Annotated in this window: 15 protein-coding genes; 14 read left to right on the top strand and 1 reads right to left on the bottom strand. The window is 49.3% G+C overall.

What is annotated here, in order from left to right; genetic code table 11:
• Positions 1-20: 20 nt before the first annotated feature.
• The 9 genes from lepA to hslV all read left to right on the top strand — a co-directional run bounded on the left by lepA (position 21) and on the right by hslV (position 10,233).
• The gene (gene lepA / locus BP71_RS23675; protein WP_496383842.1) at positions 21-1,808 is read left to right on the top strand and encodes a translation elongation factor 4; all 1,788 of its coding nucleotides are present in this window, start codon (positions 21-23) and stop codon (positions 1,806-1,808) included.
• A gap of 10 nt (positions 1,809-1,818) precedes the next feature.
• On the top strand, positions 1,819-3,516 hold the full coding sequence (locus BP71_RS23670; RefSeq protein ID WP_496383840.1) for a DUF6044 family protein: 1,698 nt from the start codon (positions 1,819-1,821) through the stop codon (positions 3,514-3,516).
• A 115-nt stretch (positions 3,517-3,631) separates the two neighbouring features.
• Entirely contained in the window at positions 3,632-4,363 is a 732-nt protein-coding gene (locus tag BP71_RS23665) for a class I SAM-dependent methyltransferase (protein ID WP_496383838.1), read from the top strand.
• A complete protein-coding gene (locus BP71_RS23660) occupies positions 4,363-5,154 on the top strand; it encodes a class I SAM-dependent methyltransferase (RefSeq protein ID WP_496383836.1) in 792 nt (263 codons plus the stop codon). Before BP71_RS23665 ends, BP71_RS23660 begins: the two co-directional genes overlap by 1 nt.
• Complete coding sequence (locus BP71_RS23655; protein WP_496383834.1) at positions 5,151-5,975, top strand: aldolase/citrate lyase family protein; 825 nt, start codon at positions 5,151-5,153, stop codon at positions 5,973-5,975. The genes BP71_RS23660 and BP71_RS23655 overlap by 4 nt, the downstream gene beginning before the upstream one ends.
• Positions 5,972-6,916 carry a D-2-hydroxyacid dehydrogenase gene (locus tag BP71_RS23650; protein WP_496383832.1) on the top strand — a complete coding sequence of 315 codons (945 nt, stop codon included), beginning with the start codon at positions 5,972-5,974 and terminating at the stop codon, positions 6,914-6,916. Before BP71_RS23655 ends, BP71_RS23650 begins: the two co-directional genes overlap by 4 nt.
• The gene (locus BP71_RS23645) at positions 6,916-7,662 is read left to right on the top strand and encodes a glycosyltransferase family 2 protein (protein ID WP_496383830.1); all 747 of its coding nucleotides are present in this window, start codon (positions 6,916-6,918) and stop codon (positions 7,660-7,662) included. The genes BP71_RS23650 and BP71_RS23645 overlap by 1 nt, the downstream gene beginning before the upstream one ends.
• A 231-nt stretch (positions 7,663-7,893) precedes the next feature.
• Complete coding sequence (locus BP71_RS23640; protein ID WP_496383828.1) at positions 7,894-9,576, top strand: pyruvate dehydrogenase complex dihydrolipoamide acetyltransferase; 1,683 nt, start codon at positions 7,894-7,896, stop codon at positions 9,574-9,576.
• A gap of 117 nt (positions 9,577-9,693) precedes the next feature.
• Positions 9,694-10,233, top strand: coding sequence for an ATP-dependent protease subunit HslV (gene hslV / locus BP71_RS23635; protein ID WP_496383826.1), 540 nt, complete (start codon positions 9,694-9,696; stop codon positions 10,231-10,233).
• Positions 10,234-10,413: 180 nt separating this feature from the next.
• Here hslV and dacB read toward each other — a convergent pair whose 3' ends face one another.
• Positions 10,414-11,886, bottom strand: coding sequence for a D-alanyl-D-alanine carboxypeptidase/D-alanyl-D-alanine endopeptidase (gene dacB / locus BP71_RS23630; protein WP_496383824.1), 1,473 nt, complete (start codon positions 11,884-11,886; stop codon positions 10,414-10,416).
• A gap of 203 nt (positions 11,887-12,089) precedes the next feature.
• On the opposite strand from dacB, the gene BP71_RS23625 reads away from it, so the two are divergent.
• From BP71_RS23625 to BP71_RS23605, 5 genes are read left to right on the top strand one after another with little or no spacing between them, the layout of a single operon-like run.
• Positions 12,090-13,511 carry an MBL fold metallo-hydrolase RNA specificity domain-containing protein gene (locus BP71_RS23625; protein ID WP_496383822.1) on the top strand — a complete coding sequence of 474 codons (1,422 nt, stop codon included), beginning with the start codon at positions 12,090-12,092 and terminating at the stop codon, positions 13,509-13,511.
• A 38-nt stretch (positions 13,512-13,549) separates the two neighbouring features.
• The gene (locus BP71_RS23620; protein WP_496383820.1) at positions 13,550-14,506 is read left to right on the top strand and encodes an acetyl-CoA carboxylase carboxyltransferase subunit alpha; all 957 of its coding nucleotides are present in this window, start codon (positions 13,550-13,552) and stop codon (positions 14,504-14,506) included.
• Between the two features lie 7 nt (positions 14,507-14,513).
• Complete coding sequence (locus tag BP71_RS23615) at positions 14,514-15,149, top strand: HAD family hydrolase (RefSeq protein ID WP_496383818.1); 636 nt, start codon at positions 14,514-14,516, stop codon at positions 15,147-15,149.
• Positions 15,139-16,338: a site-2 protease family protein gene (locus tag BP71_RS23610; RefSeq protein ID WP_496383816.1), complete on the top strand. Its 1,200-nt coding sequence runs from the start codon at positions 15,139-15,141 to the stop codon at positions 16,336-16,338. The genes BP71_RS23615 and BP71_RS23610 overlap by 11 nt, the downstream gene beginning before the upstream one ends.
• A 48-nt stretch (positions 16,339-16,386) precedes the next feature.
• Positions 16,387-17,397 carry a phosphotriesterase family protein gene (locus tag BP71_RS23605; protein ID WP_496383814.1) on the top strand — a complete coding sequence of 337 codons (1,011 nt, stop codon included), beginning with the start codon at positions 16,387-16,389 and terminating at the stop codon, positions 17,395-17,397.
• Position 17,398 lies beyond the last annotated feature (1 nt).

Genomic DNA, 17,398 nt, shown 5'->3' with positions numbered 1-17,398 from the left:
TTTGAATAGGAACCACTTTCATGAAGAAAATCCGTAATTTTTGCATTATTGCCCATATTGACCACGGGAAAAGCACGTTGGCAGATCGCTTGCTGGAATTCACAAAAACCGTATCGCATCGCGAAATGCAGGCACAGCTTCTCGACAATATGGACCTGGAACGTGAACGGGGCATCACGATTAAGAGCCACGCGATCCAGATGAGCTATGTTTACAAAGGAGAAGAATATATACTGAACCTGATCGACACGCCGGGACACGTGGATTTTTCCTATGAGGTGTCCCGCTCCATTGCCGCCTGCGAAGGTGCGCTCCTGCTCGTAGATGCTTCACAAGGTACCGAAGCTCAGACGATCTCAAACCTCTATCTCGCTATCAACCACGACCTGGTTATCATACCGGTCCTCAACAAGATCGATTTACCTGGTGCTATGCCCGAGGAAATCAAGGATGAAATGGTAGATCTTCTGGGTTGTGAACGCGCCGACATCATCCCGGCCAGCGGCAAAGAAGGAATTGGTATCGAAGATATATTGAATGCCATTGTAGAACGCATTCCTGCGCCCGTCGGCGACCCGGACGGCCCGCTGCAGGCTTTGATCTTCGATTCGGTTTTTAACTCCTACCGCGGTATCGAGGTTATATTCCGGGTGAAAAACGGAAGTATCAAAAAGGGCGATAAAGTGAAATTTATGGCCACCGGTAAGGAATATATAGCCGACGAGATTGGCACTTTGGGCTTGCAGCAAATTCCCCGGCAGGTAGTGGAATGCGGCGATGTCGGTTATCTGATTTCAGGAATCAAAGTTGCCAAAGAAGTGAAGGTGGGTGATACATTCACGCACATCGACCGGCCGGCAAGCGAAGCGATCGTCGGTTTTTCAGAAGTAAAACCGATGGTTTTTGCCGGGATTTACCCGGTGGATACCAGCGAGTTCGAAGAGCTTCGCGAGGCAATGGAGAAATTGCAGCTCAACGACGCCGCCCTGGTGTGGGAGCCTGAAACTTCGGCCGCACTTGGCTTCGGGTTTCGTTGCGGTTTCCTGGGTATGCTGCACATGGAGATCGTACAGGAGCGTCTGGAAAGGGAATTCGATATGACGGTGATCACCACCGTGCCGTCGGTGCAGTTCCGAGTACTTACCACCAAAGACAAGTTATTGAATATCAGCGCTCCGTCGGAAATGCCGGAACCGAACCATATCAAGTACATTGAGGAGCCTTACATCAATGCACAGATCATCACCAAGGCTGACTACATTGGTCCGATCCTGAACCTGTGTATGGACAAGCGGGGTATCCTCAAAAATCAGATCTATCTGACCGCCGAACGTGTGGAACTCCAATTCCTGATTCCTTTGGCAGAAGTGGTTTTTGACTTTTTTGATAAGCTCAAAACCATTTCAAGAGGATACGCGTCGCTGGATTACGAACTGGCCGGTTACCAGGAATCCGACATGGTGAAACTGGACGTGATGCTGAATGGCGAGGCGGTGGATGCATTGTCCGCCATTGTACACCGTTCGAAATCCTACGAGTGGGGTAAAAAGCTTTGTGAAAAACTCCGTGAACTGATCCCCCGCCAGATGTTCGAAATCGCTATACAGGCGGCCATCGGGCAGAAGATCATTGCCCGTGAAACGGTAAAGGCAATGCGCAAGGACGTTTTGGCCAAATGTTACGGCGGCGATATTTCCCGGAAACGCAAGCTGCTTGAAAAACAGAAAAAAGGTAAAAAACGGATGCGCCAGGTCGGCAATGTTGAAATTCCGCAGGAAGCATTTATGGCAGTCTTGAAAATCAATTAAATATTCGTTTATGAGCGCTAAATACCGGCAATATTACCTTCTGGGTTTGTTGCCGGTATTTTTACTTTATCATGCTCCCACCCTTTTTTTGGGGTCCGGCTCATTCTTCAATGCATTCGATTCGCTGGATTCCTTTGTGGTTTGGTACCGCGTCGTAACGCAGCAAGGCTATGCATGGGCACCGCCGTACACGATTGTAGAGTCATTTTTGGGAGGTGTACCCAAATTCACATTAGTCAGCACCTATAACATCTATTATTGGCTCAACCTCGTATTACCCACGTTCGAGGCTTACCGGTTTTACACCCTGCTGATCAGCGCAATTGCGCTCACAGGCATGTGGCTACTTTGCCGGCGCCATCTGGGGCTGGACATCTGGGCCTCTGCATTTCTAGCACTTTCATTTGCATTCACCCCCTTTTTACCCACCTGGGGCCTCAGCATTGCCGGGCAGCCACTTCTCCTGTTTGCCATTCTGAACATCCGGAATTCCAAACCAGCGACATGGAACTGGTTGATCCTGGGGGCATTCCCGTTCACTTCGAATTTCCAGTCGGCCGGCGTTTTTATCCTTTCCGCATTAGCGGTACTGATCGTGCATGACATGATCAGAAAGGTACCTTACCGGCGGCTACTATTCGCATTCAGCATTTTGCTGACTGTTTACCTTGCCACGAAGATGGATCTGATCCAGAATCTCCTCGGAGGAGAAGGTTTTGTATCACACCGCGTAGAGATGCGTCGTTTCCCCGTATCCTTGTTCACTTGCGTCAAAATATTTGTGCGATATTTTTTGCTGGGTAACATCGATGTCGCATTGTCGCTGCACACTTTTGTACTGTTGCCGTTTGTGTGCACGGTCTACGGAGCTTTCATTATCCGCAAAAGACTTTTCCCCACAGGTTTGACAATGACCCTGGCCGCCATTGTCCTGGTCTGCATATATATTGCAGCCTTACATTGGCAACCGATCGTGAGCCTGCGTAACCAATCGGACCTGCTGCGTATGTTCAGCCTCGAACGGTTTCATATTTTTCTGCAGCTGCTGTGGCATATCGCTGCCGGGCAGGCTATTCTGCTCGTGATGCCGGTTTATCGTAGCAGAGTAGTTGCAGTGATCGCATTCACTCAGCTCGTGATTTGTTTTGCCTATCAGCCTGCTTACTATACCTATTTTGTAAAGAAAATCGTCCCGATCGTCCCCTATCATTACATCTTTACCTATGACGATTATTACGCAGAACGCGTGTTCGGCGAGATCAAAGCATATATTCAAAAACCCGTACAATCCTACCGGGTAGCCAGTATAGGCATACCGCCAGCCGTGGCTCAATATAACGGAATGCAGACTATCGATGGTTATTCCAGCAATTATCCACTTCCTTACAAGCGGAGATTCAGGGAGATCATCGCCGCCGAACTGGAAAAGAATGAAACCAACCGGGGATTCTTTGACTTTTGGGGTAGCCAGTGTGTGATCGTGTATGACCAGGGACACCCCTATTTCGAGACCCATATGACAAGGGGAATGGCGCCGCGCAGTCGATCCATCACCCTCTCGCATAAAGCCTTGCGCGCGATGCAATGCGACTATATCCTGTCTGCTGAAAACATAGAAAAACCGGAAAAGTCGGGACTCAGGAAACTCGCCATATTCAATTCCTCGATTTGGCGCATTAATCTTTACGAAGTCACTAACGGTCAATAAGATCCGCTGCGGTTCGGTTACACTGATCCGCTTAAAAAGTCACACCTGCAATTTGTTGCCGATCGCAACATTTTCTTCTATATTGAAAGCATAAAGGACCTCAACTCGTTTTTCTATGAGCATCGTCGTTTCCAATATCAAGTTCCACAACAATCAGCAGCTCGACTATTTCGGGCATCAGATCAAGAAGACCATGATCCCGGTGTCCTCACCTTACGTGCGCAGACATGTAAAGGAAGTGATCGATTTTGCCGGTATCAAAAAAACAGACCGCATCATCGACGTGGCGTGCGGAATGGGAAAATATACACTCAATTTCCTTGCTCAGGGTTATCGGGTGGAAGGGCTTGACCTTTCACCATTCCTTTTGCAGCAATTGCTCGTTTACAATGACAACAAGTTTCCGGTGAAATTACACGCCGCCGATATTCTCGACGCACCGGAGGAACTCGATGAGCAGTTCGACGTTGTCATGGGTTTCATGGCACTGCATCATTTCCACAGCCTGCACGCCTGCTTTCAGGCCATGTACCGCATTGCCAAGCCGGGCGCCAAGCTTGTATTCCTCGAACCCAATGCCTATAATCCGTTGTACTACCTGCAAATCGCATTCACGCCCGGTATGTCATGGGAAGGCGATAAAGGTGTTGCGGATATGACCCGGAAAAAATTGTTCGAGGCGATGCATTATGCCGGGTGGAAAAACCTCCGGATTAAAAGATTTGGCTTCTATCCGCCTTTTATGTCCAACACGGCCGTTGGTCAGAAAAGCGAGCCGGTACTGGAAAAGATTCCGGGACTTAACACCTTTCTGCCGTTCCAGATCATCACAGGAGAAAAGAAATAATGGGAGAAAATAGGGAAAACTGGATTGTTTCGTATCCCGACGACGGCAATTCGGTCTGTTACGACATGGAGGATGTTTCTTTCTGGTACCAGCACCGGAACGAATGCCTTGTGGCAGCCATGCAGGCCAATGCCTTCCCGACCGACTTCCTGGATATCGGCGGAGGGAACGGGATCACGGCACTGGCCATGCAAGAGGCTGGCTACCAGGTAACATTGGTTGAGCCCTACCCTAGCGGTATCGAAAACGCCCGAAAAAGAGGGATACGATCGACCATTCAAAGTACATTGGAAGACTATGTGCAGGAGGCAAACGGCTCCGCGCCGGCCGCCGGATTCTTTGACGTGATGGAACACATTGAAAACGATCGGGCCTTTCTGGAAAACATCAACAGGTTGCTGATCCCGAACGGTCAAATCATGCTGACGGTCCCCGCTTTCAATAGCCTGTGGTCTGAAAATGATGTGCAGCTGGGACATTTCAGGAGATACACGCTTGACAAGCTCTGTATACTTTTAGAACAGGCCGGATTCGAAGTCAGCTATCAGTCCTACTTCTTCTCGCTGGTATGGGCACCTATGTGGCTTGCCCGCGTTTTACCGGAAAAGTTCGGCATCAAAAAGAACAACACACCCGAAAAAAAGAAGAACGAACACATGGCCGGACGTCCCGGTACCGCGCGCGTTTTGCGGAGCATGTTGCATTGGGAGACAAAAGCAATCCGCAGTAAATCGAAAATACCATTTGGGACCAGCTGTCTGGTCGTAGCACGGAAAACAAAAAGCTTGTGAATCAAAATTTACGCCAAACCGAACAGTTCCAGCTCTTTCTTTTCTCCACCGACCCGGCCATCGTCGAGACGGCTGTTTCGGCCGGTGTAGATGGCATTATCGTCGATTGGGAAAATCAGGGTAAGAAATTGCGACAAGAGAGATTCGATACGCAGATCAACTTCGATACCTATGACGACCTGTGCCGGGTACGCGAAGTAACGCCCGATGGAAAACTCATTTGCCGGATCAACGGCTTTTCCGATGAACACACTCACCGCGAAGTAGAGCTGGCAATACGTGCAGGGGCCGACGAAATTTTCCTGCCCATGGTCCATAACACGCAGGAAGCGCGGCTAACCGCCGAATTGATCGGTAACCGGGCAGGTTTCAACATTCTGATAGAGACTGCCGCAGCACTGAACTGCATGACAGAACTTAGTCAACTACCACTCCGGAGAGCCTACATAGGCCTTAACGACCTTCATATCCAGCAAAACAGCAAAAATATATTTGTTCCGTTAATGAATGAGACGGTGATTAATATACGCAACCACTTCGAGGTGCCGCTCGGTGCTGGTGGCGTCACTTACCCACCCAGCGGGATGCCCATTGCCAGTAAATTCCTCATCAAGGAGTACGCCAGGCTGGGCATCGATTTCAGCTTTTTACGCCGGACATTCATCCGCGACCATGCCCAACACAGCATGGAACATATGATTCACCACATTCGCAAGGCGTATGAAGATGCGCGCGCACGATCCGCCGAAGAGGTCGCGGCCGACTTTCATTTATTCCGGCAACAGGTGGAAAGCTGGACCACCAATCCCCACCACGCATGATCCTGCTGATGTACGAGCCCGTGTCGGAACATTTAAACCGCCTGAAACAAATAGCTCCGGACCATCCCATTGCCATTGCCCGCTCTGAACAAGAAGCCCGGACGTTGATATCCGAGGCAGAAGTAGTTCTTGGAAACCGCTTTTTTATCCAAAGCCTTCCTTTTGCGCGTCGGTTGCGCTGGGTACAATCCAATTCCGTCGGCGTCGATCTGATACTTTCGGAAAAGCAGCGTTTGGTTGAAGACAATATCCTGCTCACTTGTGCGAGAGGTGTTTATGATCCCGAGTTGGCAGAGCATACCGTGGCATTACTGCTAACGCTGTTCCGACAAATACACCTGCTCCGCGACGAGCAAAACGATAATCGCTGGCAGCGACACAGGCTGCGAACGCTGCACGGCAGCCAGTGCCTGATCCTGGGTTGGGGCAGCCTGGCCAAGGAAATTGCCCGGTTAATTACCGCCATGGGCGGTAAGGTTTCTGCGATGCGGAACCGCGTGGAAGATTCACAGGAAGGTTCTGTCATCGTTTTCGGGCGTGAATCCTGGCAATCCCGGCTCGGTGAAACGGATGCATTGATCATCTGCCTGCCCAAAACCATGGAAACAAGACATTTTGTAAATGAGCAGATTTTGGACCAGTTGCCTCAAAGCGCGTTTGTCGTCAATATCGGGCGTGGCGGAACACTCGACGATGAGGCATTACTCCAAAAGGTAAGCGCAGGACAACTCGCAGGAGCCGCACTCGATGTATTTGAGCAGGAGCCATTGCACCCCTCCCACGGGATCTGGAACGAACCCAGGATCATGGTCAGTCCGCACGTAGGCAGGAGCCTGGAAGGACCGGTTTATAAATGGCAGCGTCTTTTTGAGGAAAATCTCGCACGTTACGTGCGGGGGGAAAGACTGGCCAATGTTGTAGATTATGAAAAAGGTTACTGATGGTCAGTATTGTCGTTCCGGTATATAAAAGCGCTTCCACACTCGCGGAGCTCCATGAGCGGGTCAGCATGATGTCGGCAAAAGCAGAGGATGCTTACGAGATCATTTATGTGAATGACGCCTCACCGGATCACTCTCTTTCCATCCTCCGGCAACTGCCACCGACCGTTTCCTTCCATATTATCGACCTGAAAAGAAATGTGGGTCAAAGCAGCGCACTGATTACCGGCATGGCTTTTGCCCGCGGCGACCTCGTTGCGACGATGGACGCTGATTTGCAGGACGAGCCCGAAAACCTGCTCCGGCTGATCCGCTCCATAGGCCCGGGAACGGATGTGGTTTTTGCTACAAGACAAGGGCAATACGAATCCACGGCAAGGCTCTTTACCTCTTTTTTTTTCAAGGGAATGGTTCATTGGTTCTCGGGAAAACGGATTCCGATGCATGCAGGGCTTTTTATGGTCATACACCGGGACGCTGCGCGACAATTTCTTCCTTTTTTAAAGGAGTCGCCTTATCTGATCGGGCTTATTGCCAAAACCAGGCTGCGTTGCAAGGGCATTCCGGTGAAGCGATCCGGAAATCAACACGGAGAAACGTCCTATACCTTCCGAAAACGGCTGCGCGTGGCCGCCAGTTTTTTCAGAACGCTCAGATTAGCATCATCCGAAACACCCGCCGAAAACATGGAATGGCTTAATTCACATCTTTTGGCAGATCATTTATATATTGTCAAAAAACCTTAAACACTCCGTTCAGCAGTAACTTTCACATCGTTATAAATGCTCCCGGAACGCGCTGCATCCATATACCGCTGATAATCAAGCCCTACCAAAACAACTATTTCGACTAAATCAGACATCGGCCGCAGGCGGGGCAATTTTATACTGCTAAAAATCTCTCCTATTCACCTTTTATTGTAATTTTGACTGGAATCTGAATTTCGACCAAGAACAAAAAATACCTTAACGAGCGATATGGCAGAAGTAATTCGTATGCCCAAAATGAGCGACACCATGGAAGAAGGTGTTATCGCGGAATGGCACAAAAAAGTAGGCGATAAAATTAAATCCGGTGAAGTGATTGCTGAGGTGGAAACCGATAAGGCAACCATGGACCTGGAATCTTATTACGACGGAACTCTTCTCTACATCGGCGTGAAAAAAGGCGATGCCGTACCCATTGACGGGATCATGGCTATCGTAGGTGCAGAAGGCGAAGATTACAAAGCCCTGCTTGACGGTGCCAGCAACGGAAACGGATCCACAGCAGATACTGCTGCAGCCGAGCCCGCCAAAGCAGAAAGCAAACCTGCCGCGGAAACTATTGCAGCGCCAGCTCCAAAGCCGTCCGCTCCTGTCGAAAAAATCAATGCAACAGTAGTTCGCATGCCGAAAATGAGTGATACCATGGAAGAAGGTACGCTGGTGTCTTGGCAGAAAAAAGTAGGAGACAAAGTAAAATCAGGCGACATATTGGCAGAAGTCGAGACCGACAAAGCTACTATGGAACTTGAAGCATATGAAGATGGTACGCTGCTTTATGTGGGTATCAAAGAAGGTGAAGCCGTACCAGTAGATGGTATCATCGCCGTAATTGGCGAAGAAGGCTCTAACGTGGAAGCGTTACTGGCCCGCGAAAATGGCGAAGCACCTGCTGAAACCGCCGCTGCATCTGCTCCGGGGGAACAGGCCACGGCACAGGTAAACGGGTCTGACAAAGCTGTATCAGTAGCCGATTCCAATGAACGGGTAAAGGCATCTCCCCTGGCAAAACGTCTCGCCGACGAGAAGGGCATTAACCTCAGCCAGGTTTCGGGAAGCGGCGACAACGGCCGTATCGTGAAACGCGATGTGGACGAGTTCAAGCCTGCTGCCAAAACCGAAGCTACCGGAGTGGCAGCTCCTGCTGCACAGCCCGCTCCTGCTGCAAAAGCAGAAGCGGCACCAGGTACGCCTTCGTCTGACGCCGCAACCGGAGACTTTACCGATACGCCGGTCTCGCAAATGCGTAAAACCATCGCACGCAGATTGAGCGAAAGCTTGTTCACTGCTCCGCATTTCTATGTAACCATGGAAATTACGATGGATAAAGCGATGGCTTTGCGTCCGCAGCTGAACGAAGTAGCTACTGCCAAGATCTCTTTCAACGACATGGTGATCAAGGCCTGTGCAATCGCATTAAAGCAACACCCTGCTGTAAACTCGGCCTGGCTCGGAGATAAGATCAGAAAATACAATTATGTCAACGTTGGTGTAGCAGTAGCAGTGGACGAAGGTTTGCTGGTGCCTGTGATCCGCGATGCCGATAAGAAAACATTGTCGACGATTTCCGGCGAAGTGAAAGACCTTGCGGGTAAGGCGAAGGACAAGAAGCTGCAACCCAAAGACTGGGAAGGCAATACATTTTCCATATCTAACCTGGGGATGTTCGGAGTGGATGAATTCACCGCGATCATCAACCCGCCGGATTCCTGCATCCTGGCGATCGGCGCGATCAAAAAGGTAGCTGCCTTCAAAGAAGATGGAACAGTTTATCCGACGAACATCATGAAAGTAACGCTTTCCGCTGATCACCGTGTTGTGGACGGAGCAACAGCAGCTCAGTTCCTTCTCACTGTGAAAAAGCTGTTGGAAGAGCCTATGAGCATGCTCGTATGATCCGAAAACATATGACAATATGCAAAAGTGTCAGGCCCATCCGCCTGGCACTTTTGTTTTAACCGCCGTTCTGCCGGTTTATGGCAAGGCAAAAACAGAAGATATCAAACGATTAATATGGAAAAAATACACGCTACCACCGTCCTTGGTGTACTGCATAACGGCACCGTTGCCCTGGGCGCTGATGGTCAGGCCACAATGGGTAATACCGTTGCCAAGAGTAATGTAAAGAAAATACGGTCACTGATGGGCGGCAAGATCCTGGTAGGCTTCGCCGGATCCACAGCCGACGCGTTTACCCTGCTCGACCGTTTTGAAGAAAAACTGAACGCCTACGGCGGAAATATGAAACGCGCCGCCATTGAACTCGCCAAAGACTGGCGCACCGACCGCTACCTCCGTAAACTGGAAGCGATGATGATCACAGCAAATAAGGAGGAAATTCTGGTTATTTCAGGAACCGGTGACGTATTGGAACCTGAAAACGGAATCGCATCGATTGGCTCCGGTGGAAACTTTGCGTTGTCGGCTGCTCAGGCGCTTAAAAAACATGCGGGCCACCTTTCGGCCGAGGAAATGGTAAGGGAAGGATTGACCATCGCGGCTGATCTTTGCATTTATACCAATCATAATCTGGTGATCGAGCAGGTACAGTAATGTATTTCAGGTAAAATTCTGGCTTGAATTTTTACCTGAAATACATCTAAATCTCCCTGGATTTCTATAACAAGACCAAGTAATCCTGATAAGTTACTTGGTTTTTTATTAGAAATCAGACTGAAATTTCCCGTATTTAGACTCATATGCCGGATTGGCATTCTAGTAATCTGACTTACTTCACAATTCCGCCATTAACGTCATCAACTTGACAAGCGAATCAGAAATCACCCGATTGCTCCCCGGTACATATTTGTGGGCGATGATTGTGAAGCTTAGCAGTGCGCCCGATTTCGACGTCACGTAACCCGCAAATGCACGCGTACCTTCGATAGATCCGCTTTTCGCATGCACATTACCTGCCGCACGAGTTCCTTTTCCCAGATTCCGGACTGTCCCGTTCTGCCCGAGCACGGCTATGCTCTTGTAAAAATCATTAAAACTTACATCCTTATGCGCCAGGTTCAGTATGTCTGTCAGGCTGGTGCAGGTAATAGACCCTGAGGGTGACAAGCCGCTCCCGTCTTTGATATAAAATCCCCGCAAATCGGCCCCGCGACCCGACCAATACGCGGTAATCGCCGTTGCCGCATCATCAAAGCCCGATTTTCCAGCGAGCCTCTTACCCGCCTGCTTGAAAAACGCATCGGCAAAGAGGTTAATGCTCCAAAAATTGGCCTGCTGACAAAGCTCTTTCAATGGCGGGGATTTGTATTCGTCTATTATACGCCTGGGGTTAGCAAATTGGGTGCTTGCACTCCTCTCAACATACTTTGTTTCAAGCTGCAAAACAGAAGCAGCCAGTAAGCGTTGCTTTAATGCATAGACAATGTAAAACGACGGATCCGGAATTGCGCCCTTTATTGAGAATACAGGAACTCCGGCCGGGATCGTGCCAGATAGCAGGACATTGTCTCCCAACGGATTACCGTAAATAACCGTCTGATCTCCTGAACCTCTCTCGCCCGTTGTAACCTCGTTGGCAAAGGACAGATAGCCAACAGCGGGCTCAGTACCCAGGAATTCGGTGGGATCCCCCACTTCACTACCCGGTTTTAATTTTACGCGATATAAATTTTCATTAAAGTTGATACCATAAACACCTGCTCCGTAATAATTTCCTATGTCTCCCCAAATCCAAGTATCACCGACACCTTTATCGTCAAAAATAGACGCGTCCGATTCTATCCGTCCAGCAATATATTTGATCCCCTTTGATCTGACAGCGTTAGTCCACCTGTTAAGAAGCTGGTCAGCAGATAGATAATCTTTAAACCTGTCACTTCCGAGTGAAGGATCGCCAGCACCACGGATATACAGATTACCGAACAACGTATCATTTCTGATGACACCATCATGCTCCAAAAACGTCTGGAATTTGAAGTCGCCTCCAAACAATGCCAGAACCGTAGCACTCGAAACCAGTTTGAGCGTGGATGCGGAAGGTAGGGACCGCTCCGGATTCAATGCAAAAATGTGTGTGCCTTCCTTAACCGATTTGACACTGACCGCCAGGGAACCACTCCGCATGAATTCGCTATTCTGAAGTTCCAGAACAGCGTCACTGAAATTGGCCAGACCCGTCGTGTCGATCACCTGACCAAAGGCAATATGGCAAACTAGAAGAAAGCTTGCGATAAAGGAGAGTTTCATAGATTTTCAATAAATCATTGGGTACAAAAATCACTAACCCTTATCGAATCTAATAACTAATCTCCGATTCCCAGGCAGTTTTTTGGTACTTTTGTAAGATATTAGCCGAACAATTGGTAGTTTACAAAGAAAAGATACAATAGTGATATTGATTTTTCCGACGAGGGAAAAATCCCAATATAGCTTTCACCCATACTATTTATATGAAATTGACTTTTTGGGGAGCTACGCAGCAGGTTACAGGTAGCATGTTCCTTCTGGAAACAGATGACTACCGGATCCTGATCGACTGCGGCTCCGATTTCGATCTGGATGAGATCGGCAAGAAAACCAGGTATGAACAACAAAAAAGCGTTTTCCCGTTTGAACCGAGCCTAATCAATACCGTGCTGCTTACTCACGCGCACATCGACCATTCGGGGAACATTCCCAATCTTTATAAAGAAGGATTTGAAGGCAGGGTGGTTTGCACGGAGCCCACCATGGCGCTGACCTCCCTCCTGCTCAAAGATGCAGCGAACCTCCATCAGAAGCGGCTAAATTCCCGTCACGGGTCATCCAAAAGGAAAGGAAAGAAAAAGCGGGAGGTGCCCATGGATTACTTTGTTGAAAAACATGTGATCGAGGCACTGGATAATTTCGTCCCGGTTGCTTTCGGGCAGCGTTACCGCATTGCCGACAACGTTACTGTGACTTATTATGCAGCCGGACATTTGCTCGGGGCTGCGCATATCGTGCTGGAAGTGTATGAAGACGGTGAGAAAAAACGGGTCTGCTTTTCAGGTGACATCGGTCGCCGGAACTACCCGCTGCTGATCGATCCGCAGGAGATCCCTCAAGTGGATTACCTGATTTGTGAATCGACCTACGGAAACCGGGTGCATGAAGACAAACGCGGATCGGCGGAAACGCTCGCTGATGTGATCAAGCGCACCTGTATTGATATTCCGGGAAGGCTTATCATCCCTTCATTCAGTGTAGGCAGAACACAGGCATTGCTTTACACCCTCAACCAGCTATATCTGACCCATTCGTTTCCCTTCATTAAGGTCTTTTCCGACAGTCCGCTGGCACACAGCAGCACGAAGGTGTATCAGCGTCATACTCGGATGCTGAACAAGGAAGCCCGGGATTTTCAGGAAGACAATGACATGCTGTTTGATTTCGAAAACCTGATATACCTGGAAAGCGCGGATGCCAGCCGGGCGGTCTCCAATTATAACGAACCCTGCATTATCATTTCTTCGTCGGGAATGGTACAGGGGGGGCGCGTCGAGCACCACGTCGAGGCCAACATTGGCAACCCCTACGCGACGATTCTGATGATCGGTTATGCGTCGGAAGGAACGCTCGGATGGCGGCTGCTGAACGGGCAGGACACGATCTCGATTCGCGGAAAGCAGTACCCGGTCTTGGCTAATGTTGAAAAAATTGACGTATTTAGCGGCCACGGAGACCAAAACGACCTAATTCAATTTGTAAAAATGCAGGATCCGGAAAAACTCAAACGCATTTTTCTCGTCCACGGAGAGCAGCAAAGCATGGCTGAGTTCCAGAGTAAAATTCAAGAACACGGCTACGAATCGGTTGAAATACCGTTGAGAGGCACTACCTACGAACTCTGATTCCTCTCATCGCGCCCACTAATTACCAGAACCTAAATATGAGAACATACCTGGATTTTGAAAAGCCTATGGCCGAGCTCGAACGCAAGCTCGAAGAAATGAAAGCGTTGGCAAATGAAAATAATGTGGATTTTTCAGATGCCATTGCGTTGCTGGAAGGCAACATCACCAACCTTCGAAAAGAAATATTTGAAAACCTCACGCGCTGGCAGCGTGTACAGCTTTCCCGCCATCCTGACCGCCCCTACACACTCGACTACATCGAACTGATCTGTGACGAGTTTATCGAACTGCACGGTGATCGCCAGGTACGCGACGATCCGGCTATTATCGGCGGACTGGCCAATGTCGACGGGCAGTCATTCATGCTCATCGGACAACAAAAAGGCCGTAACACCAAGCAACGCCAGCACCGCAACTTCGGAATGCCTAATCCCGAAGGTTATCGTAAGGCATTGCGCCTGATGAAACTGGCCGAGAAATTCAACAAGCCTATTGTCACACTAATCGATACACCGGGAGCTTTTCCAGGCATGGAAGCCGAAGAGCGCGGACAAGGTGAAGCCATTGCACGCAACCTGAAAGAAATGTTCATGCTTAAAGTGCCGGTGATCTGTATCGTGATTGGAGAAGGAGCTTCCGGGGGCGCATTGGGGATTGCTATCGGTGACCGCGTGCTGATGCTCGAAAATACCTGGTATTCGGTGATCTCCCCGGAAAACTGCTCGGCTATTCTTTGGAGAAGCTGGGATTTCAAAGAGCAGGCAGCCGAGGCGATGAAGATCACCGCAAAGGATATGAAAAACAATAAACTCGTAGACGGTATCATTGCCGAACCACTTGGCGGCGCCCATCTGGACCACAAATGGATGGCCGACGAACTGAAAAGAGTAATCCTCGAAAACATTGGCGAATTGTCCGCGATCAGCGAGCAAGACCGGATCGATCAGCGTATCGACAAATTCTGCTCAATGGGTGTAGTCGTAGAAGCGTAAAAAATCCATGAAAAACGATCAGATCAAGAATATCATTTTCGACCTCGGCGATGTCATCCTGAACATCGATGTTCCTATCGCTTCCAGGTCATTCGCTGAATTAAGTGGTAAGGAGCAAAGTGAAATTCTGACCATTTTTAAAGAAAATGAGCTCTTTCGCCAGTTCGAAACCGGTTTGCTGGATGAAGCTACATTCCGGAACTATGTTCGCGAAATCCTGAATTTTCCTGATCTGTCGGACGAAGCCATCGACACGGCATGGAATAGCCTGCTTCTGGACCTGCCGCCGGAGCGAGTGGAATTGCTCAGAAAACTGGCAACCCGTTATCGGTTATTCCTGCTGAGCAACACCAGTTCCATACACATTACCCAGGTAAATAAGATATTAAAGGCTTCGACAGGCGTCGACAGGCTCGATGACCTCTTCGAAGTCGTTTTCCTTTCCTACGAAATGGGGCTGATGAAGCCCGATGCCCGTATTTATGAGAAAGTCCTCGATAAAGCCGGACTGAAAGCGGAAGAAACTTTATTTCTGGACGACAACCTGGACAATATCCGGGCCGCCTCCCAACTGGGCATAGACACCATTCATGTCCAAAAGCCGGTCACTATTCTGGAATACCTCAAAGACTATGCCGTCTAGCACACGAACCCACATCATCCAGGCTGTTTTATTCGTCGTAACCGTCATTACCACCACTATGGCCGGTGCGGAGTGGATGTTCGGCAACAAATTCGGGTTCGTTTACGACTTCTTTTTTTTCCTGGTCGGGAAAAAGGAAGAGTTGGTAATCCCTGCGAATTTCAAGTCGATGGGCTGGGCAGAGTTCGTTCAGGGATTTCATTTTTCCATCCCGTTCCTGCTGATACTAACCATTCACGAGTTCGGGCATTATTTCGTTGCCAGAGCGCACAAAGTAAAAGTGACGCTTCCCTACTACATTCCGCTATGGTTTGGTATTTCGGAGAGCATCGGAACGCTGGGTGCATTCATCCGGATCAAAGAGGCGATAAGGTCACGGCTCAAATTCTTTGATATCGGTATTGCGGGGCCACTGGCCGGCTTCATTGCCGCATTGGTGGTGCTTTGGTATGGCTTCACGCATTTACCTCCCCCTGAATACATTTTCAGCATTCACCCGGATTATGCCCGCTTTGGACCAAACTACCCACAGTTCGTGTATGAAAACCCTGCGGGAAACCTGATGCTGGGCGACAATATTCTTTTCTGGTTTTTCAAAACCTACATAGCAGACCCTGCCAGGCTGCCCCATTCGTATGAAATGATCCATTATCCCTACCTCTTCGCAGGCTACCTGGCGCTCTTTTTCACTTCACTGAACCTCATTCCCATTGGTCAGCTCGACGGCGGGCATATTCTCTATGGATTAATCGGGAAAAAACGTTTCAACGTCGCAGCCCCCATTCTCTTCGGTATTTTTGCATTCTATGCCGGGCTGGGGATTTTCCGGACCGAATCCTTTGCTACCGGAAGCAATGCGGTGTTTTATGAACGCCTGCTATACCTCGCGATTTACATCTATTTCCTGTACATCTGCTTCAAACGGGCTTTCGATAACACTTCCACGGCATTGATGGTCAGTCTGATCATCGTATTAGGCCAGTTCGCAGTAACCTACGTGCGTCCTGACTGGAACGGGTCCGTGAACCTGTTGCCATTCGTCTTCATTCTGGGCCGTTTCCTGGGTATCAAGCACCCTGAGACCGAAGACAACACGCCGCTCGATACGCCAAGGATCATTCTGGGCATTTGTGCACTCATCATCTTCGTCATCTCTTTCAGCCCTACACCGTTTATTATTATCGAGTAAAGGAGATTAAAGAAATCAGGGCCTTTCGTTTGGGTAAATGGTCTTGGTATGACAAGTCAAATCTCACGGAGGCACTTTCTTACGGCGCTTGCTGCAACGCCATTGATAGCTGCGAGGTTGCCGGAGGCCTCCTTCACTTACTCCGTACTCGGTAAAATTAAAACGGCCAAATTCGGCAGAGCACTCATACACGAGCATGTCCTGGTCGATTTCATTGGTGCGGACCAGATCACGCCTGATCGCTGGAAACACGATGACGTGATCAGGAAAGTACTCCCCTATCTTCTGGAAATTAAAGCAAAAGGTATCAGCACCCTGATGGAATGCACGCCGGCATTCATCGGAAGGGATGTCCTATTGCTAAAAAAACTTTCCGAAAAATCGGGCCTGAATATCCTGACCAATACCGGCTATTACGGTGCCTCGAACAACAAGTACCTTCCCTCTCAGGCATTTACAGAAACCGCAGAACAGCTTGCCGACCGATGGATCAAAGAGTTTAATGAGGGCATTGAGGGAACAGCTATCCGGCCCGGATTTATCAAAACTGGCGTCAATAATGGTAAATTGTCCGATTTACATCAAAAATTAGTCCGGGCGGCCGCCATCGCCCACCTCAGGACTGGCCTGACCATTTGTTCTCACACAGGTCCCGCATTACCCGCGCAGGAGGAGATCAACATACTTCGCGAAGCGGGTGTTCATCCTTCCGCATTCGTGTGGGTGCATGCCAGCGGGAGCGCACTAGCAATGGAGCGTATTGCACAAAGTGGCTGCTGGATCAGCCTGGATGGCGTAAATGAAGACAATATCAGTCATCACGTGGAATTGATCACTTCCCTGGCGTCAAAGGGCTGGTTGGAACAAATCCTGATTTCACATGACGCTGGCTGGTATCGGCCCGGAGAGCCTGATGGCGGCCAATTTCTTGGTTTTACGACCATATCCGATAAATTGCTCCCGGCTTTGAGACAGAATGGCCTTACCCAACGGGAAATTGATACACTGATGATCCGAAATCCTGCACGGGCATTCGCCATTCGTGTCAGGAAAATATGAG

The organism is Dyadobacter ginsengisoli DSM 21015 (genome assembly GCF_059568735.1).
The sequence above is the reverse complement of the archived record's forward strand: the minus strand, read 5'-3'. Positions and strand labels throughout refer to the sequence as shown.